The sequence below is a fragment of the Pseudomonas sp. RW407 genome (genome assembly GCF_003176655.1).
Classification (GTDB): Bacteria; Pseudomonadota; Gammaproteobacteria; order Pseudomonadales; family Pseudomonadaceae; genus Pseudomonas; species Pseudomonas delhiensis.
Map to the genome: position 1 here is coordinate 724640 of NZ_QGSL01000106.1, position 25012 is coordinate 749651.

Here is a 25012-nt window from a genome sequence, read left to right on the forward strand (position 1 = left end):
CAGCAGCTTGCGGTGGGCGGCGAGGACGATCTCGTCCTCCCCCGCGTGGGTGCTGGCGGCGATCCATACCGGCCGGCCCTCGGCCTGCCAGTCGTGGCGCAGGGCCGCGGCGCGGGCGGGCAGTGCGGGGTCGATACTCAGGTCGAACTTGATCGAGCCGGTCACGCTCACGCACTCCGGGCGCGCGCCCAGGCGGCGGAAGCGCTCGGCCTCGGCCTCGGTCTGCACCGCCAGCCAGCTCATCTCGCCGAGCATCGGCCGCGTCAGCCCCTCGAAGCGCGCATAGCCGCGCGCCGAGCGTTCCGACAGGCGCGCGTTGGCCAGCGCCACCGGGATGCCGCGGCGGGCGCACTGGTGGATATGGTTGGGCCACAGCTCGGTTTCCATGATCACCGCCAGGCGCGGCTTCACCCGTTCCAGGAAGCGCGACGCGGCCCAGGGCAGATCGTAGGGCAGGTAGCAGTGCTGCACGCTGTCGCCGAACAGCGCGCGGATGCGCTCGGAGCCGGTCGGCGTCATGCAGGTGACGGTGATCGGCAGCTGTGGATAACGCTGCTGCAGGGCACGGATCATCGGCGCCGCGGCGATGCTCTCGCCCACCGACACGGCGTGCACCCAGATGCCGCCCGGCTGCATCTTCGGCAGGCCGAAGGAAAAGCGCTCGCCGATGCGCCGGGCGTAGGCCGGCGCCTTGCGCGAACGCAGGAACAGGCGCAGCGCGACCAGCGGCAGGCCCAGGTGGAACAGCAGGGTATAGAGGGTCCGGTTCATGGCGGCGGAGAGTAGCAAATAACACCCGGACGTTCGCGCGGGGCTTACCGTAGGAGCGGATTTATCCGCGATCGATGGCGCGGGGGCGAGCCATCGCGGACGGAGTCCGCTCCTACAGTCGTGCGTCCTATTCCTTCAGGTGCTCGGCGAAGCATCTGCCCAGCCATTGCGCCGCCGGGCCCAGGGGCTCGTCGCGGCGGCAGACCAGCTCCACCACCAGCGGCGGCGGCGTCCAGTCGCTGGCCAGTTCCACCAGCAGCGGCTGGTAGGCCGGGTACTGCGCCACGTGGCGCGGCAACCAGGCCCAGCCGAGGTCACGCATCAGCAGCTCGGCCATGGCGTAGAAGCTGTCGGCGCGCCACACCAGCGGGCTGATCTGCTCGCCGCCGGGGTAATGGCTGTCCTGCGGCGCCATCAGCAACTGGCGGTGCCGCGCCAGCTCGCGCCGGTCGGCGTAGTCCAGGCGGGCCAGGGCGTGGCCGGCGCCACACACCGTGACCATCTCGATGGTGCCCAGGTGCTGGCGCTCCAGTTCGTCCGGCATGCCCTCGTGGTGGAACAGCAGGCCGAGGTCGGCGCGGCGTTCCAGCAGCTTGCGCGCCACGTCGCCCTGGGCGCCGCTGGCCAGCTGCACTTCCAGGGTCGGGAAGGCCCGGGCCAGCGCCTGCAGGCTGGAGAGCACCGGCTGGTAGGGCATGGCCTCGTCCTGGGCCAGGCGCAGGCGGGCTTCCTCGCCGCGCACCAGGGCGGCGGCGCGGCTTTCCAGGCGCTCGCACTGGCGCAGCACCTCGCGGGCCTCGTCGAGCAGCGCCCTGCCCTCCTCGGTCAGCACCGGCTGGCGGCCGCTGCTGCGGTCGAACAGGCTCACGCCCAGGTCGCTCTCCAGCAGCGCGATGGACGAGCTCACCGCTGACTGCACGCGCTTGAGCTGGCGCGCCGCCGCCGAGAAGGAGGATTGATCGGCGACGCTGACGAAGAGTCGCAACTGGTCCAGGTTCCACTGCATGGCCTATCTCCTTTTCAGATAGGTAATGACTTTATCCCATCGCCAGGAACACTAGAATGTCGCTATTCGCAATATCGGCCGCCCGCCCGGCCGCTCCTGGGGAGGACTGAACATGCCCGGCTATCTCTATCTCGCCATCGCCATCGTCGCCGAAGTCATTGCCACCGCTTCGCTGAAGTCGGTGAAAGGCCTGTCCACGCCCCTGCCCCTGCTGCTGGTGATCGTCGGCTACGCCATCTCCTTCTGGATGCTCACCCTGGTGGTGCGCAGCATCCCGGTGGGCATCGCCTACGCCATCTGGGCCGGCCTGGGCATCGTGCTGGTCAGCGTCGCCGCGCTGGTGCTCTACCAGCAGAAGCTCGATGGCCCGGCCGTGCTGGGCATGGGCCTGATCGTCAGCGGCGTGGTGGTGATCCAGCTGTTCTCGCGCAGCGTCGGCCACTGAGCCACGGCCCCCTCGGTTATACTGCGCGCTTCGTTTCACGCGAGGCGCGCCCTTCCATGACCCAACCCCTGAGCACCGACATCCTCGTCGTCGGCGGCGGCATCGCCGGCCTCTGGCTGAATGCCCGCCTGCGTCGCGCCGGCTTCTCCAGCGTGCTGCTGGAGAACACCGCGCTCGGCGGCGTGCAGAGCATGCGCTCGCAGGGGATCATCCACGGCGGCACCAAGTACGCCCTGCACGGCGCGCTGACCGGCGCCTCGGAAGCCATCGCCGACATGCCCTCGCTGTGGCGCCAGTGCCTGGCCGGCGACGGCGAGCTGGACCTGCGCGGCGTGCGCGTGCTCTCCGACGCCCACTACCTGTGGTCGCCGGGCGGCCTGGCCGGCAACCTCACCAGCTTCTTCGCCAGCAAGGCGGTGCGCAGCCGCGTGGCCCAGGTGAAGGGCGACGAGCTGCCGCCGGCGCTGCAGGACAAGGCCTTCAAGGGCAAGGCCTACCGCCTCTCGGAACTGGTGCTGGACGTGCCCAGCCTCATCGCCCACCTGGCGGTGCTGGCCGGGGACGGCCTGCTGGCCGGCGAACGCATCGAGCCACTGCGCGAAGGCGACGAGCTGGTCGGCCTGCGCGTCGACGGCCGCGACATCCGCGCCCAGCGCGTGGTGTTCGCCGCCGGCGCCGGCAACGAGGCGCTGCTGCGCGAACTCGGCCTGGACCAGCCGGCCATGCAGCGCCGCCCGCTGCACATGGTGCTGCTCAAGGCGCCGACGCTGAAGCCGCTGTACGCCCACTGCGTGGGCGGCGGGCCCAAGCCGCGGGTCACCGTGACCACCCACCCGGCCGCCGACGGCCAGTGGGTCTGGTACCTCGGCGGCGACATCGCCGAAGCCGAAGGCGTGGCCCGCAGCGAAGCCGAGCAGATCGCCGAGGCCCAGCGCGAGTTGCGCAAGCTGCTGCCCTGGGTCGACCTGTCGGCCGCGCGCTGGGCCACCCTGCGGGTGGACCGTGCCGAACCGGCGCAGTCCGGCCTGCTGCGCCCGGACTGCGCCTTCCTCGCCGACCAGGGCCGCCTGCTGGTGGGCTGGCCGACCAAGCTGGCGCTGGCGCCGAACTTCGCCGACCGCGTCTTCGAGGCCCTGGACCGCGACGGCATCCGCCCCGCCGCCGGCGCTGCGCTGCCGGAGCTGCCACGCCCGCCCATGGCCCGCCCGGTGTGGGAGGAACTGCTGCCATGAGCGGCCTGCACGCGCTGCGCCGCCCGCTGGGCAGCACCGGCCTGAACGTCTCGCCGCTGGGCCTGGGCACCGTCAAGCTGGGCCGCGACCAGGGGGTGAAGTACCCCAATGGCTTCCGCATCCCCGACGACCGCGAGGCCGCCGACCTGCTGGCGCTGGCCCGCGAGCTGGGCATCAACCTGCTCGACACCGCTCCGGCCTATGGCCGCAGCGAGGAGCGCCTCGGCCCGCTGCTGCGCGGCCAGCGCCGGGACTGGGTGATCGTCAGCAAGACCGGCGAGGAGTTCGACGGCGGCCAGTCGCGCTTCGACTTCAGCGCCGCCCACACCCGCCTGTCGGTGGAGCGCAGCCTGCGCCGCCTGGAAACCGACTACATCGACCTGGTGCTGGTGCACTCCGACGGCAACGACCTGCACGTCCTGCAGCACACCGAGGTCTACGAAACCCTCGAGCGGCTCAAGCAGGAAGGCCTGATCCGCGGCTTCGGCTTCTCCGGCAAGACCGTCGACGGCGGCCTGCTGGCGCTGCAGCGCGGCGACTGCGCCATGGTCACCTACAACCTCGGTGAACAGGCCGAGAAAACGGTGATCGATCACGCCCTGGCGCACCACCGCGGCATCCTGGTGAAGAAGGCCCTGGCCAGCGGCCACGCCTGCCTGGCCGAAGGCCAGGACCCGGTGCGCGCCAGCTTCGAGCTGGTGTTCGGCCACCCCGGCGTGGGCGCGGCCATCGTCGGCACCATCAACCCGCAGCACCTGCGGCACAACGTCGCTCTGGCGGCCGAAGTCCTCGGCGGCTGAGGGCTGCCAGCCGGGTACGGTGCCGCCACGACCGTTGATCGGCAGTCATCCAAGGTTGACACAAAGGGCGCATTCCTGTGCCATGCTCAGACTCCGCGGTGAAAAACCGCGGCACGCAAAATTGCCGCCAAAAGCTCGCTGACAGGAAAAACAGCCGAAAACCAAGACCCTTTCAGGGTTAACCTCGAAATAATCGAGGGTTTTCGAAGTTCGCCGTCAACGCCGTAGCCACTGGCAACCCGGAACGATCGGCCAGGCCGCCCACCCCGCGGGCGGCCCGACGCGCCCTGTACGACGAGGACCGCCCATGCCCCGTACGCTCGCCCGCAAGGACCCGACCGCCTTCAAGACCTTGCCGTTGCTGGTCGAGGCCAACCCCGACAGCCTGGTCTACCAGGGCCTCGGCCTGCCGCTGAATTTCTCCCAGGTCCTGGGGCGCCGCCGCCCGGTACAGGTGGCCGATGCCCGGCACTTCACCGCCGAGCTCGCCAACCTGGGCGTGTCGGTGCGCCTGACGCTCAACTGGCAGGGCCGCGACTACTGGGTGCTGGTGCGCCAGCAGCGCGCCGACCGCGGCGACACCGTGCTCAAGCTGATTTCCGGCTACGTGCCGTCCCACGAGCTGAACCTGCCGCTGCTCACCGCCATCCAGGAAGTGGCCGAGGAATGCCTGGTGGAAACCGCCGACGGCTGGCTGGGCGGGCGCTTCGGCGACACCTGGCTGCCGACGCCCTACCAGGACACCCTGCGCTACCGCGAGGCCAGCCACTTCTCGCTGACGCCGCTGTCCGGCGCCGCACGGCCGGTGCAGGCCGGCGCCCTGCGCCTGCTGGAGCGCCCGCAGGCCTACGTGCACCTGCCCACTGCCTCGCTGCAACTGGTCTACGACATGCGCATGGAGCTACCCGGGGACGTGCGCGACGTAAGCCTGTTCCACGTCGACGAGCGCCTGGAAAGCGGCCCGCTGGTGGCCCGCCTGGACCGCCGACGGCCGGACCTCTACCTGCTGCCACTGGAGCACGGCCAGCCCACCGGCGCGCTCTTCACCCTGCGCAAGGGCGAACTGGTGAAAGCCGCGACCCGCGGCCTGTGGCTCTCGGAAAGCTTCGCCGAGCAGGACGGCTGGCTGGTGCGCGACGAGCGCATCCGCTTCCGCGACTGGCTCGACAGCCTGCCGCCGGCCAACGGCAATTCCGGCAAGGGCCGGCGCACGGCCTGAAGGCCCCCCTGTAGGAGCGGGCCCTGCCCGCGATTCGCGCGTAGGGCGCGCTCCTACATCGGAATGGCGCGGGTGGGATGGCGTAGGAGCGGATCTCATCCGCGAATCGCGCCGAAACCTCCGGCTATCGCGGACAAGGTCCGCTCCTACGCCCTCCGGCAAACACAACACCCCGTAGGATGGGTTGAGCGAAGCGATACCCATCGCCACGACCGCACGGGTTTCGCAAGCTCAACCCATCCTACGAAGAGCATTACGCCTGCATACGTCCCCAACCTGTAGGAGCAGGCCCTGCCTGCGAATCGCGCGCAGGGCGCGCTCCTACATGTGAACGGCTGCTCCGGTCACTTCAATTGGCTGGAGGTCTTGCCCAACAGCCTGCGCGCCACGATCAGCAGCTGGATCTGCTGGGTGCCCTCGAAGATGTCGAGGATCTTCGAATCCCGCGCCCATTTTTCCAGCAGCTCGTCCTCGCCGTAGCCCAGGGCTCCGGCCAGTTCCACGCACTTCAGGGTGACCTCGTTGGCCACCCGCCCGGCCTTGGCCTTGGCGATGGAGGCCTCCCTGGAGTTGGGCTGGCGGTTGTCGGCCATCCATGCGGCCTTCAGCGTCAGCAGGCGTGCGGCCTCCCATTCCGCCTCCAGGCGGTACAGGGTCGCCTCGGCGTGGGACACGCTCAGCAGCGGCCTGGCGTAGTCGAAGCGGCAGCCGGCCTTCTTCAGCAGTTCGCGGGCGCGGTCCAGCGAGGCCTTGGCCACGCCGACCGCCATGGCCGCCACCAGCGGTCGGGTGTTGTCGAAGGTCTCCATGACGCCGGCGAAGCCCTTCTGCACGTCGATCTCGGCATTGCCCAGCAGGTTGGCCGCCGGCACCCGGCAGTCGGCGAAGCTGATGGAGGCGGTGTCCGAAGCCTTGATCCCGAGCTTCTTCTCCAAGCGGGTGACGGTCATGCCCGGGGTACCCTTCTCCACCACGAAGGACTTGATGGCCGCGCGGCCCAGGCCGCGGTCCAGGGTGGCCCAGACCACCACCGCGTCGGCGCGGGCGCCAGAGGTGACGAAGATCTTCTCGCCATTGAGCACGTAATGGTCGCCGTCGCGGGTGGCCGTGGCGCGGATGGCCGCCGAGTCCGAGCCGCAGCCCGGCTCGGTGATGGCCATGGCCGCCCAGGTGCCGCCGAAGCGCTTGAGCTGCTCGTCGTTGGCCACCGCGGCGATGGCGGCGTTGCCCAGGCCCTGGCGCGGCATGGCCAGCAGCAGGCCAACGTCGCCCCAGCACATTTCCATCACGCCCAGGCAGGCGGAGAGGTTGCCGCCGTTCTTCACGCCCTCCTCCGCCGCCGCGCCCTTGCGCTTGCTGGCCGAGGTGGCGCCCACGGCGTCCGGCGAGCCGGCGTTCATGCCGTCCAGCAGCGCGGCCAGCAGGTCCAGCTCCTTGGGGTAGGCGTGCTCGGCCTTGTCGTACTTGCGCGAGATCGGCCGCAGGTAGTTTTCCGCCACCTGGTGCGCCTGGTTGACCAGGCCACGGAATTTCTTCGGGGTTTCCAGGTACATGCAGGCGCTCCTCAGAGGTGCAGGCCGCCGGCCATCACGGCCAGGGCGCGCAGGTCGCGGTACCAGCGCTCGGCTGGGTGTTCCTTGGTGAAGCCGTGGCCGCCGAGCAACTGCACGGCGTCGGTGCCGATCTTCATGGCCTTCTCGGCACAGAGCAGGCGGGCGAGGTAGGCCTCGCGGTGGAACGGCTGGCCACGCTCGGCCAGGGCGCAGGCGCGCCAGGTCATCAGGCGCATGGCGTCCAGTTCGATGGCGATGTCGGCGACCATGAAGGCCACGCCCTGGCGGTGGCTGATGGGCTCGCCGAAGGCCTCGCGCTCGTTGCAGTAGCCGATCACGTAGTCCAGCGCCGCCTGCGCGGTGCCCAGGGCCAGGGCGCACCAGGCCAGGCCGCTGAGGTCGAGAAAAGCCTGGTAGTCGAATTTCTCCGCGGCCAGGCGGCGGCCGGCGTCGACCTTCACGCCCTTCAGGCGGATGCGTGCGGTGCCGGCGGCCTTCAGGCCCATGGCCGGCTCGGGGCGGCGCTCCACGCCCTTGGCGGCGGCGTCGACCAGGAACAGCGCCGGGCCGTCGGCGGTCTGCGCGGCGACCAGCAACTGGCTGGCATCCAGCCCGCGTACCACCAGGCACTTCTCGCCGGACAGCAGGTAATGGCGGCCGCGCTTGCGTGCCTGGGTCTTCAGCTGCGCGGGGTCGGCCAGCAACTGCGGCTCGCCCACGGCGAGGCCGATCAGCGGCGGCCCGTCCTCGCCGACGAACGCCGGCAGCCACTGCGCCTGCTGCTGCGGGCTGGCCCAGCGGCGGATGCAGTTGGCCGCCGACAGCGGCACCAGCAGCGCCGCGGCCAGGCTCAGGTCGCCACGGGCCAGGGCCTCGGCGATCAGCGCGTTGGTCAGCACGGTGCGTTCGCCAGCCATGCCGCCGTGCACTTCGCTCACGCCGTAGTAGGCCAGGCCCAGTTCCAGGGCCTGGTTGAGCAGTTCGGCGGGCACCCCGGCGTCGGCGTCGGCATCGTGGGCGGCCGGGCGCAGCACCTCGGCAGCGAAGCCTTCGAGCATGTCCACCAGCATCTGCTGTTCGTCGGACAGCGTCAGGTCGAAGAGCCCGTCCGGGTCGACCTTGCGCGGCGTCTTGGTTTGCTTGGCGGCACGCTGGCTGGCCATGCGGAAGCCGGTGCGGCTACCGGTGTAGAGCAGCTTCTCGAAGGGTTTGCGCAGCTTCAGGCGGTCCGGCCAGTCGGCCTGGGCCACCCGGTTGAGCACGGCCAGGGCGCGGCCCTGCACGTCGGTGGTCATGGCATCTCGCTCCACGGGGGGATGGGATGCCGGGGATCATGCGCCGTGAGACGGCGGGGGGACCATGACCGCTTTGCCGGGAACGGCTGGCAGAGCGGTCACTGGGAACGTAGGGCGTACAACCGTTCGCGGTTGTACGCCGTTACGCCCGGCCACATCGGCGGCTTCGAGGTCGAGCCCGGAGCGCCCTGGAGTCCGTATGGGATTCGGCCGGAGCTTCCGAGTCTGACGCGACGGGTGAGGGGCGCTTCGAGTTTGGCAGCGAGCAGAGGTTCAGCCAAGGTCAGGCGGCGTATAACCGCGAACGGTTATACGCCCTACGTCCAGGGGATATCGACGTTAGCGCTTCTGGCGGATTTTTTCGACGATGGCGGTGGTGGAGCTGTTCGGCACCAGGCCGAGGACGCGCACTTCGCCGCCGTAGGCGCTGACGATGTCGGCGCCGACCACCTGGTCGACGGAGTAGTCGCCGCCCTTGACCAGCACGTCCGGGCGCACCTGGGCGAGCAGGCGTTCGGGGGTGTCCTCGCTGAAGCTCACCACCCAGTCCACCGCGCCGAGGCCGGCGAGCACCGCCATGCGCCGGTCGACGCTGTTGATCGGCCGGCCCGGGCCTTTCAGGCGGCCCACCGAGGCGTCGTCGTTGACCGCCACGATCAGCCGGTCGCCCTGGGCGCGGGCCTGTTCCAGGTAGCTGACGTGGCCGGCGTGGAGGATGTCGAAGCAGCCGTTGGTGAAGACGATCTTCTCGCCGTGGGCGCGGGCGTCCTCGATGGCCAGCAGCAGTTGCTCCAGGCCCAGCACGCCGCGCTCGGAGCCCTGCTCGCGCTGCACCGCGCGGCGCAGTTCGGGAGCGCTGATGGCGGCGGTGCCGAGCTTGCCGACCACGATGCCGGCGGCCAGGTTGGCCAGGGCCACGGCCTGGGGCAGGTCCTCGCCGGCGGCCAGGGCGCCGGCCAGGGTGGAAATCACGGTGTCGCCGGCGCCGGTGACGTCGAACACTTCGCGGGCGCGGGCCGGCAGGTGCAGCGCCGGGTGGCCGGGGCGCAGCAGGGTCATGCCGTGCTCGCCGCGGGTCACCAGCAGCGCGCCCAGCTCCAGGTCGCCGAGCAGCTTCAGGCCCTTGGCCACCAGCTCGTTCTCGTCCTGGCAGCGGCCGACGATGGCCTCGAACTCGGAGAGGTTCGGGGTGATCAGGCTGGCGCCGCGGTAGATGGAGAAGTCCTTGCCCTTGGGGTCGGCCAGCACCGGGATGTTGCGCTTGCGCGCAGCCTGGATCAGCGCCTGGTGGTTCTTCAGCGCGCCCTTGCCGTAGTCCGACAGCACCAGCACGCGGACCTGGTCCAGCAGCGCCTCGGTCTCGCGGGCCAGGGCCTGGGCGTCGGTCCTGAAGGGTTCCTCGAAGTCCACCCGCAACAACTGTTGATGCCGGCTCATGACGCGCAGCTTGACGATGGTCGGCTGCCCGGCGATGCGCTGGAAGCGGGTGGTCACGCCCACCGCGCCAAGACTGTCGGCCAGGCTGGCGGCGGCCTCGTCCTCGCCGGTGACGCCGACCAGGAAGGCCGGGGCGCCCAGGGCGGCCAGGTTCAGCGCGACGTTGGCCGCGCCGCCGGGGCGGTCCTCATGCTGCTCGACCCGCACCACCGGCACCGGCGCCTCGGGCGAGATGCGCGAGGTCGCGCCGTGCCAGTAGCGGTCGAGCATCACGTCGCCGACCACCAGCACAGGGGCCTGATCGAAACGGGGCATGGTCAGTTTCATGGGAACTCCGCAGGTCGAAATCGCCGCGGATAATACCATAGCCGCTCGCCCGGCCTCGCGCCGGGCACCGGTCGTTCAGCGCAGCGGGCGCACCCAGAACAGCTCGTGGCGGCGCACCGCCTTGCGGAAGAATTCGTCCTCGCCGCTGGCCGGCCAGCAGCGCCCGGCCAGGGCCCGCTGGATCAGCCGGCGCAGGCGCTTCTTGGCCGGCAGCGGGACCGTCAGGTCGTGCTGCATGGCCAGGGCCTGGGCCTTGTCGATGCGCGTGGCGGCGTCCAGCGCCGGGCTCCACAGGGCGTCGGCCGGCAGCGCTTCGATGCACGGCGGCAGGGCCACGCCGCCTTCGGCCGGGCCCATGGGCCAGCGGTCGTTGTCGTGCAGGTGGTTGGCATAGAGCAGCAGGGTCTGCGGCTTCCAGGCGCTGAGCTGGATGGCCTCCTGCAGCGCCCGCGTGGCGTGCACGTGGTCGGCGTGGGGGTCCAGCTGCGGGTGCGGGGTGACCAGCACCTCGGGGCGGAAGTGCTCCAGCAGCGCCACCAGGTCCGCCACCAGGTTGTTCCAGCTGGGCACGCCGTCGGCGTCGGCCGGCAGCTGCAGCGGGTTGTGCCGGCGCAGGTCGCGGATGTCGCTCTCGCCGGACTCCCGCGAACCGAAGCCCTTGTCCGGTTCGCCGCACATCGCCGGCAGTTGCAGGCAGTAGTAGCCCAGTTGCACGCAGCGGCTGGCCGGCACCCCGCCCCACAGCGGCACGGCCAGGCTGTCCCAGGTGCGCAGGCGGCCCTTCAGGCGCGCCGCGGCGGCCTGGTCCAGGCCCAGGCGCTGGTAGTACCCGGCCTCGATCTCGCCCTGGGTCAGGGTGACGATGCTCACCTCCTCGGCGCGGCTGTACAGGCCGAAGGCGGCCAGCTCGGCGTCGTCGGCGTGGGGCGCGATGACCATCAGCCGACGCTCGGCGTAGTCCGGGTTGTGGAAGGCGTGCAGGGTGCCCTGGCTGTCGAGGCGGCAGTGGCGGCCGCGGATGCGCAGGTGCCCACCACGCAGGGCCGCGCCCTGGCCGGACAGGTTGAGGTAGCGCACGCCGTTCACGCCGCGCTCAAAGTCCTGGCGGTCGATGCCCTCGTTGCCCTCGATCAGCACCTGCGGGTCGAGCCAGCGGCCCAGCCAGTTGGCCCTGACGCGGATCTGCAGGAGCAGCGTCTCGTAGTCCCCGGGCAGCGCATCGGTAGCGACGTGCAGGCCGTGGGGGCCGAGGGACGCCGGCAGGCTCAGCTGGCCTTCCGGGAAGTCGTAGCGGTAGTCGTCGCGCGGCGAGTAGAACAGGTGGTCGGCGAACCAGGCCTCGTGGGCCACCCAGCCCAGCAGCACGGCCAGGGGCACGCTCCACCAGGGGGCGAACACGCCGAGGGCGACCAGCGCCAACAGCGCGACGAGCAGCACCAGGCGCTTCTTGCGGCGGTGTTCCTTGAGCAGTTGCTGCTTGCGGGCGCTCATGGGGTTCTCCGGGGTCGATCGCGGACGGAGTCCGCTCCTACACAGCCACTGGGTTCCCGCGTTCGCGGGAATGACGGGATTGTGCCGTTACACCTGGAACACCGGCACCCGGTGGCACCAGCGGTCCTTGTATTCGCGGTCGGCGCGGCCGAAGGAATAGCGTAGCGGCTTGCCCAGCGCCTCGGCTTCGGCCCAGGCCTGCTGGGTGTTGACGTGGGTGAGCACGCTGCCGGGGCTGAACTCGCGGTTCTCCGGGGCCACGCCGCCGTTGATGTATTCGACGCTGATCCACTTCGGCGACTCGACGCGGTAGAGGATCTGGATCGCCACCGGCTCGCCGTCCAGGCGCACCAGCGAGCCGCGCATGAACTCGCGCATCAGCCCGAGCACCTCGGCCAGGCGCGCCTTGCCCGGCACCTCGAAGCCCCAGCGGCGCTGGAACAGCTCGGCGTAGATGCGCGCCTGCTCGGCCGGGCTCAACTCGTCCATCGGCTGCAGCACGCCGCCGGCCTCTTCCAGCAGGCGCAGCTCGCGGCGCTGGTTGTAGCGGAATTTCTTGGAGAAGTCCGCCGGCGCGCGGTTCAGCGCCAGTTCCTCGTCCTGCCGGCGGGCGTCGGTCACCTGCGGCTGGTTCAGCTCGGACAGATAGCGCACCCGATGGCGCAGGGCAATGCGCGCATCCTCGGCGATCGGCAGGATGACCTCGGCATTGCCCAGGTCGAACAGCGCCTTCTTGCCTTCGCGCTTGAGCACTTCCTTGGACAGCGCCAGGTGCCGGCCCCAGGTGGGGATGGCGGCGCGCAGCTGGCCGTCGGCGACCCAGCCCAGGTAGCGCACCGGGATGCCGGCCAGGCCCGCCAGGCGCTCCACCACCTGCGGGTGGGTCGCCACGCTGCCGCCGAAGCGCTGCCAGGCCTCGGCGTAGGCCGCGGCGTCGATGGGTGTCCAGCCGCGCTCGCGGACGACGCGCAGGCGATCGAGCAGGGCCATTCAGGCCGACTCGCCGATGCCGTCCTCGGCCGGCTCGTCGGCGAACTGCCTGGCATGCAGGCGCGCGTAGTAGCCGTTGAGGGCGATCAGCTCGTCGTGGGTGCCCCGCTCGACGATGTGGCCCTGGTCCATCACCAGGATCAGGTCGGCGCGCTCGATGGTGCTCAGGCGGTGGGCGATCACCAGGGTGGTGCGGCCCTCCATGACCTTCTCCAGGGCGGCCTGGATGTGCCGTTCGGACTCGGTGTCCAGCGCCGAGGTGGCCTCGTCGAGGATCAGCACCGGGGCGTCCTTGAGCAGCGCGCGGGCGATCGCCAGGCGCTGGCGCTGGCCGCCGGAGAGCATCACGCCGTTCTCGCCCACCTCGGTGTCGAAGCCTTCGGCCAGGCGGTCGATGAACTCGCGGGCGAAGGCGTCCTCGGCGGCTTTCTCCACCGCGCTGCGCGGCTTGCTGGCGAGGTCGCCGTAGGCGATGTTGTTGAGCACGCTGTCGTTGAACAGGTTGACCTGCTGGGTGACCAGCGAGATGTGCTTGCGCAGGTTGCGCAGGCGGTAGTCCTCGACGTCCACGCCATCGAGGAGGATCTTGCCCTCGCTGTGGTCGTAGAAGCGCGGGATGAGGTTGGCCAGGGTCGACTTGCCGCTGCCGGAGCGGCCGACCAGGGCGACCATCTGCCCCGGCTCGACGCTGAAGTTGAGGTCGTTGAGCACGCGCTTCTCGCTGCCCGGGTAGGTGAAGCTGAGGTTCTTCACTTCCAGGCGGCCCTGCACGCGTTCCTTCTCGACGCTGCCATGGTCCACTTCGGGCTTCTCGTCGAGCTGCTCGAAGATGCTCTCGGCGCCGGCCACGCCCTTCTGGATGGTCGAGCTGACCTCCGAGAGCTGGCGGATCGGCTTGGGCAGCAGGCCGGCCATGGAGATGTAGGCCACCAGGTCGCCGACGGTGGCGTCGCCGCGCAGCAGCAGCACCAGGTACAGCAGCACGGCCATGGCGCTGTAGATCACCAGTTGCAGCATCGGCGTGTAGATCGCCGAGGTCTTGTTCATGCGCAGGTTCTTCTCGGTGTTCTCCCGGCTCACGTCGAGGAAGCGCTCGCGCTCGTAGGCCTCGCCGCCGAAGCTGCGCACCACGCGGTAGCCCTGGATGGTCTCGGAGGAGACGTGGGTCACGTCGCCCATGGCCACCTGGATCTTCTTGCTCTGCTTGCGGAACTTGCGGCTGGCACTGGTCACCATCAGGGCGATGACCGGCAGGATGGCAACCATCACCAGGGTCAGCTTCCAGTTCATGTACAGCAGCGAGAGGAACAGGAAGACCACGGTCATGCCTTCGCGGATCACCACCTTGATGGCGTCGGTGGCGGCGCCGGTGACCATGGTCACGTTGAAGGTGATGCGCGAGATCAGGTGCCCGGAGTTGTGGCTGTCGAAATAGCGGTTGGGCAGCGTCAGCAGGTTGTTGAACAGCGCCACCCGCAGGTCGTGCACCAGGCCCAGGGAGACGCGGGCGATGTAGTAGTTGCCGAGGAAGGAGCCGATGCCCTGCCAGACCGCGATCAGCACTACCAGCAGCGGCACCGCGTAGAGCAGCGAGAGGTCGCGCAGCCAGGGCCAGGGGGCGTTGGGGAACAGCTTGGCGTCCGGGTGCGTCAGGCCGTCGACGAAGTACTTGAGGATGCCGGCCAGCATCGGCTGGGTGGCGGCGAAGATCAGGAAGCCGACGATGCTCAGGGCGAACATGCCCCAGTAGGGCCGCACGTAGGTGAGCAGGCGGAAGTAGATCTTCAGGCTCGAGGGCTCTGCGGTGTCTTTGCCGGTCATGAAAGAATCGCACGCTGAAAAGGCCGGCGATTATAACACAGGCCTCTCGTTTGCCCGGCGCCTGGGCTACTATAGCCGGCCCCGTCCAGGAACCCCGGTATGCAACAGCTAGACCTTCCCGCCTATGAATCGCTGCGCGCCGGTGCCACCGTGCTGGAAGCCGACGGCCATGGCGACAAGGTCCTGCGCCTGCCCGACGGCAACTTCGTCAAGCTGTTCCGGCGCAAGCGGCTGGTCTCCTCGGCGGCGCTCTACCCCTATGCCCGGCGCTTCGCCGACAACGCCCAGGCCCTGCAGCGGCTGGGCATCCCCTGCCCCGAGGTGATCGGCGTCTACCGCGTGCCCGCCATCGCCCGCGACCTGGTGCACTACCGCCCGCTGCCGGGCCAGACGCTGCGCCAGCTGATCGCCGCCGGCCAGGCCGACGGCGCCCTGCGCGAGCGCCTGGGCGAGCTGATCGCCCGCCTGCACGAACGCGGCGTGTACTTCCGCTCGCTGCACCTGGGCAACGTGGTGCAGACCCCGCAGGGCGAACTGGGGCTGATCGACATCGCCGACATGAAGACCCAGCGCCGCGCCCTCGGCCGCCTGCAGCGCAAGCGCAACTTCGCGCATATGCTGCGCTACGCCGAGGATCGGCAGTGGTTGCTGGCGGACAAGGGCAACGAGCTGAGCGCGGGCTACCTGCGCCACGGCAAGGTACGCTGGGACGCCCGCGAACTGCAGGGCATCCTCAACGCCGGTTGAGTTCGCCGCCGGCCTCCCCGGCCGGGCGCTCCAGGCTCAGGCCGAGCAGGAATACCGCCCAGGGCATCAGCCACATGGCGCGGGTGCGCTCCCACAGGCTGAACACGTCGAACTGCATGGCCACGCTGGCGAAGACCCACAGCAGCAGCAGCGCCAGGCCCAGTTGCGTATGGCGGCTACGCCAGGCCCGCAGCCCCAGCATCGCCCAGAGCGCCAGCCAGACGAGCAGCGCCGGAATCCCGTACTGCAAGGCGGTATGCAGCAGGAAGTTGTGGGTGCTGCCATGGTAACCGCCGGCCCAGCCCTGGACCTCGTAGGTGGTGCCATAGCCCACGCCGATCCAGAAATGCTCGCGCAGGATCGGCAAGGCGCTGCGCAACAGTTCCAGCCGCTCCGAATCCCCCCGTTCCATCAGGCTCGGCTCCAGGCAGAACAGCGCGGCCCCGCCGACCAGGGTCGACAGGGCAGCCAGGCGCCAGCGCCAGCCCGGCAGCAGCACCAGGCAGAACGTCGCCGTGGCCATCAGCGCCAGCAACGCTCCGCGGCTGCCACACAGGGCGACGTAGAACAGCGGGGGAAGCTGCAGCAGCAACCAGGCCAGCCGCCAGCCGCGCCCCGCCGGGCGCAGCGGCAGCGCCATCACCAGCAGGAAGGCCGTGGCGTAGGCGGCCGCATTGGGATTGTCGAGGAAGCCACCGAAGCCGTTCAGGCGCCCGGGCGCGTAGGCCGGGGCCCAGAGCAGCGCGGCCAGGCAATAGAGGCTGTTGAGCAGGCCGAGCGCTATCAGGGTACCGCGCAGGCGTGGCTCGCTGGCCCGCGCCCAGAGCAACCAGCCGCAGACCAGCAACACGAAGAGGCTCGACTGCTTGACCCGCGACAATCGGTCGAAATCCCCGACGGCCCACAGCAGCGAGAGATTGGCCCAGGCGAACAGCGCCAGGAACAACCACATTTCCCTGCGCTCGCCGATCAGCCGCCCCAGTTCGGCGCGGCGGGCGATCACCAGCCAGAGCGCCGGCAGGTACACGAACAGCGCCACCATGGTGTAGTAGAACTTCATGGTCGGCGTCAGCAGCACCCCGGCGAGGGTCCAGAACACGCCGAACCCCAGCATCGCCTCGGCCACGCGGTCCCGGCGGGCGACAGGCACGCCACCCCGGCCCGCGGCGGGCCGCCAGGTCTGCCATGCCTGCAATAACATCGACTTCATCCCGAACGCGCTCATCCCTCGTGGAACTTGAACAACAGGTGGCGCAGGCGGCGCCAGGTCACGCGGTTCCAGCGCCACGGCGGCAGCCTCAGCAGAAGCCGCAGGGCATAGGCCTTGTCCGACACCACCGAGTGCTTGAGCGCCTTGTTGATCACGCAGGTGAAACCCTGCGAGTAGCCGGGCTGGCCGCGGTAGGGGGCGATGGCCATCAGGTCGTAGTCGAGCTGCCGCTGGTAGGCGGTCTTGGACATGTTGCCCGGGTGCCTGCGGTAGAGCGTCACCAGCTCCGGCAACACATCCGTGCGATAACCCAGGCGGGCGATCTTCAGGGTGATCTGGAAATCCTGGATGCGAATCTCCGGGTCATAGCCGCCGGCACGGTCCAATGCCTCGCGTCGATACATGGCCACGGGGGCGCCGATGGCGTGGGCGCGGGACAGCAGCTCGACGAAGCTGTAGCTGCGCAGCGGCTTGCCCTCCTCGGCCTTCAGCCGCCGGCCTTCGGCGTCGACGTAGATCACCCGCGCGCCGACACAGCCGACATCCGGGTGCGCCTCGAGGTAGGCGGCCTGCAGCGACAGGCGGCCCGGCAGCATCACATCGTCGGAGTCGGGGGTGGCGATGAACTCGCCGCGGGCATGGCCCAGGGCCGTGTTCAGGGCGGCGCTCACGCCCTGGTTGGCTTGCCGGTAGAACTGGAAACCGTAGCGCTGGCGCAAGGCCTCGATCTTCTCGGCGCTGGCGTCCTGGGAGCCGTCATCGACGACGATCAGCTCGAAGTTCGGGTAGTCCTGCTCGAGGATGCTCAGCAGGGCCTCCTCGATGTAGCGTTCGCGGTTGTAACAGGGTACCAGCACGGAGATCAGCGGCTTGGCCACGACCACCTCCGGCCCCGACGGCCGCCGCGAAAGCTTCGACGCATGAATGTTCAAATTCCCAAGACCCGGCGTAATCGTTCCAGCCTGCCCGGTTGCGGGCGAGGGCGCAAGGGTGGTGCCATCGCCTCGACGATGCGCGCCCCGATGCGGCTGAAACCGAAGCCTTCCTCGGCCAGCCGGCGGCCCTGTTCGGCGATGCGCGCGGCCAGGGCGGGGTCCTCGCGCAGCACCTGCAGCTTGCGGCGCAGCTCGGGGATGTCGCGGTAGAAGACGACGTTCTGCATGTCGGCCAGGCCCAGCGCGCGGTTCTCCTCTTCCCCCTGATCGTAGGCGAAAAGCACGCAGCCGCAGGCCATGGCCTCGAAGTTCTTGATCATGTACTCGCCCATGCCGACGTCCGCGCTGACGAAGAAGCGGATGCGGTTGAGCGTGTTCAGGTAGTCCGCGCCGGAGTTGGTCTTGGTGACCAGCAGGTTCTCCACCTTGCCCAGCTCGTCGAGCAGCGCCTTGCGCCCGCTGTAGGCCACGCTGCCGGTGCTGCCGACGAAGGCCAGCTCGATGTCGCGCTCGCGGCCCAGGTCGTGGAGCAGGTCCTGGTCGTAGCCCTTGGGCACGAAGACGGCGTCGAAGCCCTCCTCGCGCAGGCGCCGGGCGACCACCGCGCCGGAGCTGATCACCCGCGCCCAGGGCATGCGCCGGTAGTGGGCGCTGAACTTGCCGGTGTACTTGCAGGGGATGTAGTTCTGGTAGGCGTCGTGTTCGAGGATCACCAGGTTCGGCACGCTGGCGATGAAGGAAGCCTGGCGCATTTCCTTCTTGAAGCGCAGGAAGAACAGGATGCGGTCGTAGCGCGTGACGTCCACCTGCTCGCGGAAGTAGCGGCGCAGGTTGGCCTGCTCGTCACTGCTCAGCCAGCGCAGGTCGCATTCGCAGTGTTCGGCGATGCCGTCGTAGAGGCGGTCGAGAATGGCGCGTTGTTCTTTCTGAACCAGAAACAGGACTTTCAAGACTCACCTTTTCGCATCCCGGCCAGCGGGCAGTCTATTCGGAAGCACCGCGCGTCAGCGCGCGGACCAGCGGCAGGCTCCAGAACTCCCGGCGCACCGCCTCGTCGGAGAAGCGGCTGCGCAGGCGCTCGTCCATCAGCCGGGCGCAGGCCTCGCGCTGCTGGCGATCCAGCGCGGCGAGGTGCCCGAGGCCCTGGGCCAGCGCCGCGTCGTCGCGCAGCGGGAAGAGGATGCCCAAGCCTTCGACGATCTCGCCGGCGCCACCACCGGCGGTGGAGATCAGCGGCACGCCGGCGGCCATGGCCTCCAGCAGGACCATGCCGAAGGGCTCGTGGTCGGAACTCAGGGCGAACACATCGAAGGCCTTGAAGTAGCGCCGCGCGTCCGGCACCTGGCCGAGGAACAGCACCCGTTCGGCGATGCCCAGCTCGCGGGCCAGTTCCTTGAGGTCTTCCTCCAGGCGGCCCTTGCCGAGGATCGCCAGCAGCGCGGCCGGCGGCAGCTGCGGCAGCGCCGCGGCGAAGCCCCGCAGCAGCGTGGCCTGGTCCTTGTCCGGGTGCAGGCGGCCGACGTTGCCGACCACCCAGGCGTTGTCCGCCAGGCGCAGGTGCTGGCGCGCCGGGTAGCGCTCCACCTGCTCGGCCTGCAGGGCGTCGACGTCGACGCGGTTGTACAGCGTCTCGATGCGCTCGGCCGGCCAGGCCGGCAGGCACTGGCGCAGCTCGTCGCGCACCGCGTTGGACACCGCCAGCAGGCTCAGGCGCTTGGCGAACAGTTTGGCGAACAGCTTGCGGCCGAGCCGGCGGTAGTCGCCGAAGCCGTGGTGCACGCCGATCACCGGCAGGCGGGTGGCGAGCATGGCCACCCAGGTCGGCTTGAAGCGATGCGCGATGCAGAAGCGGAAGTCGCGCGAGCGGGCGATCTCGCGCAGGTCGCGGATGGCCCGCAGCTTGAGGCCGCGCACGTCCTTCGAGCTGTAGTCGAGGAACAGCACCTCGTCGCTGGCGCAGCCGGCAGCCACCTCGGCGTCGGGCGCGCCGGTGAGGAACACCGTGGTCACCCGGTAGCCGGTGCCGGCGAACAGGCTGGCGTACTGACGGGCGCAGTCGAGGAAAGGCCCGTCATAGCCGTGGCAGAATTGCAGTACCCGCGGTTCAGCCGAACGAGTCATAGGCCGGCGCACCTTCCTTGACCACGAGGATGTCCTGCATGATCAGGTACTGCAGGTCCGAACCGTAGAACATGTTCAGCGCGTCGGTCGGCGAGCAGATCATCGGCTCGCCGCGGCGGTTCAGCGAGGTGTTCAGCGCCACGCCGTTGCCGGTGAGCTTCTCCAGCTCCTTCATCAGGTCGTAGTAGCGCGGGTTGAACTCGCGCTTGAGCACCTGGGCGCGGGAGGTGCCGTCCTCGTGGACGACTTCCGGCACGCGGGTCTTCCACTCGTCGTTGACCTCGAAGGTGAAGGTCATGAACGGCGCCGGGTGGTTGATCTTGAACATCTGCGGGCCGACGGTATCCAGCATCGACGGGCAGAACGGCCGCCAGCGCTCGCGGAACTTGATCTGCGCGTTGATCCGGTCGGCCACGCCCGGCACGCTCGGGCAGCCGAGGATGGAACGCCCGCCGAGGGCGCGCGGGCCGAACTCCATGCGGCCCTGGAACCAGGCCACCGGGTTGCCGTCGGCCAGCACCTTGCCGATCAGCTCGGGCACGTTGTCGATCTTGCGCCAGGCCGGCGCCGCCGCGTGGCGGGCGCAGGCGGCGATGACGTCTTCGTTGCTGTACTGCGGGCCGAGGTAGACGTGCTCCATCTTCTCCACCGGCACGCCACGCTCCCAGGACACGTAGGCGGCGGCGCCGACCGCGGTGCCGGCGTCGCTGGACGCGGGCTGCACGTACAGCTCCTTCACTTCCGGGCGCGAGATGATCTTCTGGTTCAGCTTGACGTTCAGCGCGCAGCCGCCGGCGAAGGCGATCTTGCCGGTTTCGCGGAGGATGTCGCCCAGGTAGTAGTCCATCATCTCCAGCGCCAGCTTCTCGAACAGCGCCTGGATGCTGGCGGCGTAGTGGATGTACGGGTCGTCGGCGATGTCGCCTTCGCGCTTGGGCCCCAGCCACTCGATCAGCTTGGGCGAGAAGTAGTAGCCCTTGCCCTTTTCCTTGTAGCGGCGGAAGCCGATGACGTTGGCGTAGTCGGTGTTGATGATCAGCTCGCCGTTCTCGAACTTGGCCAGGCGCGAGAAATCGTACTTGCTGGCATCGCCGTAGGGCGCCATGCCCATGACCTTGAACTCGCCGTCGAGCATGTCGAAGCCGAGGTACTCGGTGATCGCGCCGTACAGGCCGCCGAGGGAGTCCGGGTCGTAGAATTCCTTGATCTTGTGGATCTTGCCGTTCTCGCCCCAGCCGAAGAAGGTGGTGGCGTACTCGCCCTTGCCGTCGATCCCGAGGATCGCCGTCTTCTCCTTGAAGCCGGAGCAGTGGTAGGCGCTGGAGGCGTGGGCCAGGTGGTGTTCCACCGGCTGGATCTTGACCTTCTTCAGGTCGAAGCCCAGTTGCTGCAGGCACCATTCGATGCGCTTGTAGTAGCGCTTGTAGCGGCGGTTGCCGAGCAGGATGGCGTCCAGCGCGCGGTCCGGGGCGTAGGCGTAGCGCTTGGCGTAGTGCCAGCGGGCCTTGCCGAACAGGCTGATGGGGGCGAAGGGAATGGCCACCACGTCGACGTCGGACGGCTTGATCCCGGCCTGCTCCAGGCAGAACTTGGCCGACTCGTAGGGCATGCGGTTCTTCGCGTGCTTGTCGCGGACGAAGCGCTCTTCTTCGACCGCCGCGACCAGCTTGCCGTCGATGTACAGGGCGGCGGAAGGGTCATGGCTTACGGCGCCGGACAGGCCGAGGATGGTCAATGCCACTGGTGTTGCCTCTTGGTAAAGCCCGGCCCCGTCAGCGGGGCCCAGGCGATGATCTTCGTCGGCTCGTCGGAGCCTTCACTTCCCGGGTCGGTCTTGCGCTTGGACGCCGGCCTTGGGTATGCGTTCATCCAGCAGCCGGTGGAGCGCGCTGTCCTGCGGCCAGTTGCGCAGGAAACGTGCGCGGTCGCGGGCGTAGGCGCGTTCGAAACCGGCCTGGCCGTGGTGCTTGTGCATGGCGTCGAGGTCGATCAGCGCCCAGCGCCCCGTCTCGCCCGCCCCCTGCCAGAACAGGTTGTGGCCCTTGAGGTCGCCGTGGCTGATGCGCTCGCGCCGCAGCGCCGCGAACAGGCTGTCCAGGGCCTTCAGCTCGGCCTCCGGCGGCATGCCGGCCCCGTCCGGATCGTCCAGATGGGGTTTGAAACGGGCGATTATATCCTGCCCGCCCAGGTAATCGGTAATCAGGAAGGCCGGCCCGCGCAGCCACAGCCAGCGCCGTTCCAGCACCGCCAGGGGTTTCGCGGTGGCGATGCCGAGGGCTTCCAGGCGGTTGCCCTCGCGCCAGGACGCCCAGGCGCGGCTGGGGCGCCAGAAGCGCTTGAGCCAGTGCAGCAGGTTCTTGATGTTGTAACGTTTCACTACCAGCGGCCGGCCAGCCAGCTCCACTTTCGCCACGGTAGCGGCACCGCCGGTCTTGTAGACATGCCCCCGGTCAATGAAAGCGTCCGGCTCGGCCAGCAGCGGCGCAAGGCCGGCCTCTTCCTCGCGGCGCACCGCGCGCAGGCCGAAGGCGCCGCGGCGCACGCTGAACAGGCTGCAGTCGCGGCCGATCTTCTTCAGCAGGTCGGCGACGCGCCAGCGGCGCACCCGGGCGATCTCCTTCTGCAGGGCCTCCAGCGGCAGCGCGTGCTCGCCGTTGACCAGCAGGTAGTGCACCAGCAGCTCTTCGAGGAAGGGGTCGAGGCTGGCCGGCAGCTGGGCGAAGAACACCCCGAGGTTTTCCAGCACGTGCTTGCGCGACAGCGGCTGGCCGGGCGTCTCGGCGCGGATGCCGGCGCCGTCGATCAGGTACAGGCGGCCGTCGTGGCGCAGCAGGTTGTCCAGGTGCAGGTCTTCCTGCCAAAGGCCCTTGGCGTGCAGCTCGGCGATGGCCGCCAGGGCCTCGCCGAGCACCGTCTGCTGGGCGTCGGACAACGCCGGCTCGGCCTCCACCGCGCGCCAGGCGTCGCCCAGGCTGTGGGCGCCGTCGAGGAACTCGAAGATCAGCCAGCCGCCCTCGCCTTCGCCCAGGCCGTCGGCCAGCAGCAGCGGCGTGGTCAGGCCCTGCTCGGCGAGCAGGCGCACGCCGGCCAGCTCGCGCTGGAAGTGCCGCGCGGCCTTGACGCCGACCAGCAGCTTGGCCAGCACCTGGCGCCCGCGCCAGTTGCCTGCGCCGACGTAGCGCCGGCCCGGCAGCACGCGCAGCAGGCTGTCCAGGCGCAGCTCGGCGGGGCCGGCGCCATCGGCCAGTTCCAGCCGCAGCGGCAGCGTCGGCTGGCGCCCGGCGTTACGCAGTTCGCCCAGCCTCACCCGCGTTTCTCCTTCTTGCGCCGGCGCGCGCCCAGGCGCTTGTACCAGTGGTCCACCTCGGCGCCGCTGGCCGCGCTGCCCAGGTAGGCGGCGAGCAGCTGGCGCACGTCCACCTCGCTCCAGTCGGGGGCGCGGCGCAGCAGCGGCTCCAGGTCCTTGACGCGGTCGCGCAGGCCGAACCACAGCGGGCGGGTCTTCTCCAGGTCGATCAGGCAGGCCTGGAAGCCGTCCCCGGCCTCGCGCAGGAAGATGTGCTTGGGATAGAAGCAGCCGTGCATCTGCCCGGCCTCGTGCAGGCGCCGGGCGAGCATGCCGCAGGCGTGCAGGATCGCCTGGCGGCGCTCGGGCGGCAGGCCGGACCAGTCCTTCAGCCAGGCGTCCAGGTCGCGCCAGCCGTCCAGCGCGCGGGTCACCAGGATGGCGCGGCGTTCGCCGCCCTCGCGGCGCTCGCCGAAGAAGGCCGCCTGCAACGCCGGGATGCCCAGCTGCTGGTAGCGCTGGATGTTGCGGAACTCGCGGGCGAAGGTCGGCTCGCCGCCCGGGCGCAGCAGGCTGCGCGTGAGGTGGTTGCTCTGCCGCTTGAGGTAGTACGCGCCGCCGTCCAGCTCCAGGCGGAACACGCTACTCCAGCCGCCGCGCTCGGTGTTGGGCTCGTCCACTGCCTCCAGCGGCAGCGTCCAGAGCGCGTCGAAGCCGGCCAGGCCCTGGCTTTGCAGGCGCTCGCGGTCGTCGTCGGCGATGAAGTCGTTCACTCGCGTCCCTCGTAGAAATGGGCGATGCGCCGGACGCGCTGCTTGTCCGAGGCGTTCAGCCGCTCGCGCCGGCGGTACTGCAGGTAGAAGCGCAGGCGCTGGGTGGCGGTGAGGTGGTGCTTGGCCACCTTGTCCAGGGTCGCCAGGTCCTTGGTGATGCGGTGGCGCAGCATGAAGCTGACCCAGTAGTCGCCGATCGGGCAGTCGATGAAATACACGGTGCCGGCGGAATCGACCAGGATGTTGCGCCACTTCAGGTCGTTGTGGGTGAAGTGGTGGTCGTGCATCAGCCGCGTGTGCGCCGCCAGCTGCCGGCTGACGTGGTCGACCCAGGCGCGGTCGCGCAGGCGCGGGTCGTTGCGCCGGGCCAGCGCGGCCAGGTCTTCGGTGCCCGGCACCTCGCGGGTGATCATGGCGCCGCGGACGAAGGCGCCGCGCCGGCGCTCCAGGCCCCAGGCCACCACTTCGGCGGTGGGGATGCCCCACTTGGCGAACTGCTTGAGGTTCTGCCACTCGGCCTTGATCCGCGGCCGCGCGAGGTAGCGGTGGTAACCCTTGCCGGCGCTGTTGTAGCGCTTGACGTAGTAGCGCACGCCGTCGCGCTCGATACGGATCACTTCGGACTTGGGGTCCTTGGTCAGGCGCTCGCCCTGCAGGGCGAACACCGCGTCCAGGCTGCCGAAGTCGGCGGACAGGTGGCTGTAGGCGGGTTCCAGGGTCCAGCCCGACATCAGAGCAGGTCTCCGTAGCGCTGCTTGCGATCGTAGAGTCTGGCGGCCTTGCGCTCCATCCAGGCGAGCAGAGCGGCCTCCTCGCGGAGGATGTCGCGCAGGGGCTTGCGGAAGTAACCGCGCAGGAAGCGTAGCTTGTCGCGTTGCGTCAGGCCGATATCCAGCGCCGAGAAGTACAGCGCGGCCAGGTCCTTGTCGCGCCAGCGGCGCGGCGTGGCGGCGCGGGTCTGGGCGCGGTGCAGGTCGATCACCGACAGGCGCAGGTCGTCGGGCGTCGGCGCCCGGTCGGTGTGCAGCAGGAAGTGGCAGATGTAGCAGTCGCGGTGGTTCACCCCGGCGCGGTGCATGGTGCCGACCATCTTCGCCACTTCGTCGATCAGCGCGCGCTTGAAGCGCGGCGCCGGTGGCTCGCGCAGCCAGTTCAGCGAGAGCTGTTCGAGGTCGACGGTGGGGGCCAGTTCCTCGGTGACGATGAAGGAATGCTGGCGCGCCGGGTCGCCGCCGCGCTCGCCGTAGGCCACCGCGGTCATGGTCGCGACGCCGGCCTGGTGCAGGCGCTCCAGGGCGCGCTGCTCCTGGCCGGCGCCGAGCACCGGGAGCTTGGCGCTGAGCAGGTTCTTGAAGATCTCGCCCCAGCCGATGCCGCGGTGGATCTTGACGAAGTAGCCACGGCCGTCGACCTCGGTGCGCAGGGTGCGGCGGCCTTCCAGCTCGCGGTAGACCTTGCCCTGCAGGCGTTCCACCTCGACGAAGGGGTCCTTGCCGGCCCACAGGCGCTCGAAGGGCTCGTGCAGCTCGAGCTTCATGGCAGGAGCCCTTCGT

Annotated in this window: 22 protein-coding genes; 5 read left to right on the plus strand and 17 right to left on the minus strand. The window is 69.7% G+C overall.

The genetic code is table 11. The annotated features are described in order from the left end of the window. Positions 1-771 (minus strand): 3-deoxy-D-manno-octulosonic acid transferase (locus tag DK254_RS20130; protein WP_146219632.1); only part of this gene is annotated, 771 nt, incomplete at its 3' end. A 127-nt stretch (positions 772-898) separates the two neighbouring features. After that, complete coding sequence (locus DK254_RS20135; protein WP_109935184.1) at positions 899-1777, minus strand: LysR family transcriptional regulator; 879 nt, start codon at positions 1775-1777, stop codon at positions 899-901. Between the two features lie 112 nt (positions 1778-1889). Here DK254_RS20135 and DK254_RS20140 point away from each other — a divergent pair, with 112 nt between their 5' ends. The 4 genes from DK254_RS20140 (at position 1890) to DK254_RS20155 (ending at position 5473) form a co-directional block, all read left to right on the plus strand. Next, positions 1890-2222, plus strand: coding sequence for a multidrug efflux SMR transporter (locus DK254_RS20140; protein ID WP_109935185.1), 333 nt, complete (start codon positions 1890-1892; stop codon positions 2220-2222). Between the two features lie 56 nt (positions 2223-2278). Beyond that, positions 2279-3454, plus strand: coding sequence for an FAD-binding oxidoreductase (locus tag DK254_RS20145; protein ID WP_109935186.1), 1176 nt, complete (start codon positions 2279-2281; stop codon positions 3452-3454). Then, positions 3451-4254, plus strand: a complete 804-nt coding sequence (locus DK254_RS20150; protein ID WP_109935187.1) for an aldo/keto reductase — start codon at positions 3451-3453, stop codon at positions 4252-4254. The genes DK254_RS20145 and DK254_RS20150 overlap by 4 nt, the downstream gene beginning before the upstream one ends. A 307-nt stretch (positions 4255-4561) precedes the next feature. Then, positions 4562-5473: a metal ABC transporter ATPase gene (locus DK254_RS20155; protein ID WP_109935188.1), complete on the plus strand. Its 912-nt coding sequence runs from the start codon at positions 4562-4564 to the stop codon at positions 5471-5473. Between the two features lie 344 nt (positions 5474-5817). Here DK254_RS20155 and DK254_RS20160 read toward each other — a convergent pair whose 3' ends face one another. The 6 genes from DK254_RS20160 to msbA all read right to left on the minus strand — a co-directional run bounded on the left by DK254_RS20160 (position 5818) and on the right by msbA (position 14387). Next, a complete protein-coding gene (locus DK254_RS20160; RefSeq protein ID WP_109935189.1) occupies positions 5818-7026 on the minus strand; it encodes an acyl-CoA dehydrogenase family protein in 1209 nt (402 codons plus the stop codon). 11 nt (positions 7027-7037) lie between these two features. Beyond that, positions 7038-8321: an acyl-CoA dehydrogenase family protein gene (locus tag DK254_RS20165; protein ID WP_109935190.1), complete on the minus strand. Its 1284-nt coding sequence runs from the start codon at positions 8319-8321 to the stop codon at positions 7038-7040. Between the two features lie 339 nt (positions 8322-8660). Then, a complete protein-coding gene (gene hldE / locus DK254_RS20170) occupies positions 8661-10085 on the minus strand; it encodes a bifunctional D-glycero-beta-D-manno-heptose-7-phosphate kinase/D-glycero-beta-D-manno-heptose 1-phosphate adenylyltransferase HldE (RefSeq protein WP_109935191.1) in 1425 nt (474 codons plus the stop codon). Between the two features lie 75 nt (positions 10086-10160). After that, the gene (locus DK254_RS20175) at positions 10161-11576 is read right to left on the minus strand and encodes a PIG-L deacetylase family protein (protein WP_109935192.1); all 1416 of its coding nucleotides are present in this window, start codon (positions 11574-11576) and stop codon (positions 10161-10163) included. Positions 11577-11663: 87 nt separating this feature from the next. Next, the gene (locus DK254_RS20180; RefSeq protein WP_109935795.1) at positions 11664-12560 is read right to left on the minus strand and encodes a GNAT family N-acetyltransferase; all 897 of its coding nucleotides are present in this window, start codon (positions 12558-12560) and stop codon (positions 11664-11666) included. A gap of 6 nt (positions 12561-12566) precedes the next feature. Next, a complete protein-coding gene (gene msbA / locus DK254_RS20185) occupies positions 12567-14387 on the minus strand; it encodes a lipid A export permease/ATP-binding protein MsbA (protein ID WP_109935193.1) in 1821 nt (606 codons plus the stop codon). A gap of 99 nt (positions 14388-14486) precedes the next feature. On the opposite strand from msbA, the gene DK254_RS20190 reads away from it, so the two are divergent. Then, positions 14487-15134: a lipopolysaccharide kinase InaA family protein gene (locus tag DK254_RS20190; protein WP_109935194.1), complete on the plus strand. Its 648-nt coding sequence runs from the start codon at positions 14487-14489 to the stop codon at positions 15132-15134. Here DK254_RS20190 and DK254_RS20195 read toward each other — a convergent pair. The 9 genes from DK254_RS20195 to rfaP form a co-directional block, all read right to left on the minus strand. Further along, on the minus strand, positions 15121-16335 hold the full coding sequence (locus DK254_RS20195) for an O-antigen ligase (RefSeq protein WP_256595910.1): 1215 nt from the start codon (positions 16333-16335) through the stop codon (positions 15121-15123). The two genes, DK254_RS20190 and DK254_RS20195, sit on opposite strands and share 14 nt — an antisense overlap. A gap of 20 nt (positions 16336-16355) precedes the next feature. Next, complete coding sequence (locus tag DK254_RS20200) at positions 16356-17222, minus strand: glycosyltransferase family A protein (protein WP_109935195.1); 867 nt, start codon at positions 17220-17222, stop codon at positions 16356-16358. 50 nt (positions 17223-17272) lie between these two features. Further along, on the minus strand, positions 17273-18229 hold the full coding sequence (locus DK254_RS20205) for a glycosyltransferase (protein ID WP_109935196.1): 957 nt from the start codon (positions 18227-18229) through the stop codon (positions 17273-17275). 34 nt (positions 18230-18263) lie between these two features. After that, positions 18264-19400: a glycosyltransferase gene (locus DK254_RS20210; RefSeq protein WP_109935197.1), complete on the minus strand. Its 1137-nt coding sequence runs from the start codon at positions 19398-19400 to the stop codon at positions 18264-18266. Then, entirely contained in the window at positions 19384-21141 is a 1758-nt protein-coding gene (locus DK254_RS20215; protein ID WP_109935198.1) for a carbamoyltransferase, read from the minus strand. Before DK254_RS20215 ends, DK254_RS20210 begins: the two co-directional genes overlap by 17 nt. A gap of 75 nt (positions 21142-21216) precedes the next feature. Further along, positions 21217-22707 carry a lipopolysaccharide kinase InaA family protein gene (locus tag DK254_RS20220; RefSeq protein WP_109935199.1) on the minus strand — a complete coding sequence of 497 codons (1491 nt, stop codon included), beginning with the start codon at positions 22705-22707 and terminating at the stop codon, positions 21217-21219. Continuing rightward, positions 22704-23459 carry a lipopolysaccharide kinase InaA family protein gene (locus DK254_RS20225; RefSeq protein ID WP_109935200.1) on the minus strand — a complete coding sequence of 252 codons (756 nt, stop codon included), beginning with the start codon at positions 23457-23459 and terminating at the stop codon, positions 22704-22706. Before DK254_RS20225 ends, DK254_RS20220 begins: the two co-directional genes overlap by 4 nt. Beyond that, a complete protein-coding gene (locus DK254_RS20230; protein ID WP_109935201.1) occupies positions 23456-24190 on the minus strand; it encodes a lipopolysaccharide kinase InaA family protein in 735 nt (244 codons plus the stop codon). The genes DK254_RS20225 and DK254_RS20230 overlap by 4 nt, the downstream gene beginning before the upstream one ends. Further along, entirely contained in the window at positions 24190-24996 is an 807-nt protein-coding gene (gene rfaP, locus DK254_RS20235; RefSeq protein WP_109935202.1) for a lipopolysaccharide core heptose(I) kinase RfaP, read from the minus strand. The genes DK254_RS20230 and rfaP overlap by 1 nt, the downstream gene beginning before the upstream one ends. Positions 24997-25012 lie beyond the last annotated feature (16 nt).

Bases quoted from the DNA above. Each gene is read 5' to 3' on its own strand.
- DK254_RS20155 (WP_109935188.1), top strand. From the start codon at position 4,562: ATGCCCCGTACGCTCGCCCGCAAGGACCCGACCGCCTTCAAGACCTTG.
- DK254_RS20135 (WP_109935184.1), bottom strand. From the start codon at position 1,777: ATGCAGTGGAACCTGGACCAGTTGCGACTCTTCGTCAGCGTCGCCGAT.
- hldE (WP_109935191.1), bottom strand. From the start codon at position 10,085: ATGAAACTGACCATGCCCCGTTTCGATCAGGCCCCTGTGCTGGTGGTC.
- DK254_RS20230 (WP_109935201.1), bottom strand. From the start codon at position 24,190: ATGTCGGGCTGGACCCTGGAACCCGCCTACAGCCACCTGTCCGCCGAC.
- DK254_RS20160 (WP_109935189.1), bottom strand. From the start codon at position 7,026: ATGTACCTGGAAACCCCGAAGAAATTCCGTGGCCTGGTCAACCAGGCG.
- DK254_RS20175 (WP_109935192.1), bottom strand. From the start codon at position 11,576: ATGAGCGCCCGCAAGCAGCAACTGCTCAAGGAACACCGCCGCAAGAAG.
- DK254_RS20190 (WP_109935194.1), top strand. From the start codon at position 14,487: ATGCAACAGCTAGACCTTCCCGCCTATGAATCGCTGCGCGCCGGTGCC.
- rfaP (WP_109935202.1), bottom strand. From the start codon at position 24,996: ATGAAGCTCGAGCTGCACGAGCCCTTCGAGCGCCTGTGGGCCGGCAAG.
- DK254_RS20210 (WP_109935197.1), bottom strand. From the start codon at position 19,400: ATGACTCGTTCGGCTGAACCGCGGGTACTGCAATTCTGCCACGGCTAT.
- DK254_RS20150 (WP_109935187.1), top strand. From the start codon at position 3,451: ATGAGCGGCCTGCACGCGCTGCGCCGCCCGCTGGGCAGCACCGGCCTG.
- DK254_RS20140 (WP_109935185.1), top strand. From the start codon at position 1,890: ATGCCCGGCTATCTCTATCTCGCCATCGCCATCGTCGCCGAAGTCATT.
- DK254_RS20145 (WP_109935186.1), top strand. From the start codon at position 2,279: ATGACCCAACCCCTGAGCACCGACATCCTCGTCGTCGGCGGCGGCATC.
- DK254_RS20195 (WP_256595910.1), bottom strand. From the start codon at position 16,335: ATGTTATTGCAGGCATGGCAGACCTGGCGGCCCGCCGCGGGCCGGGGT.
- DK254_RS20165 (WP_109935190.1), bottom strand. From the start codon at position 8,321: ATGACCACCGACGTGCAGGGCCGCGCCCTGGCCGTGCTCAACCGGGTG.
- msbA (WP_109935193.1), bottom strand. From the start codon at position 14,387: ATGACCGGCAAAGACACCGCAGAGCCCTCGAGCCTGAAGATCTACTTC.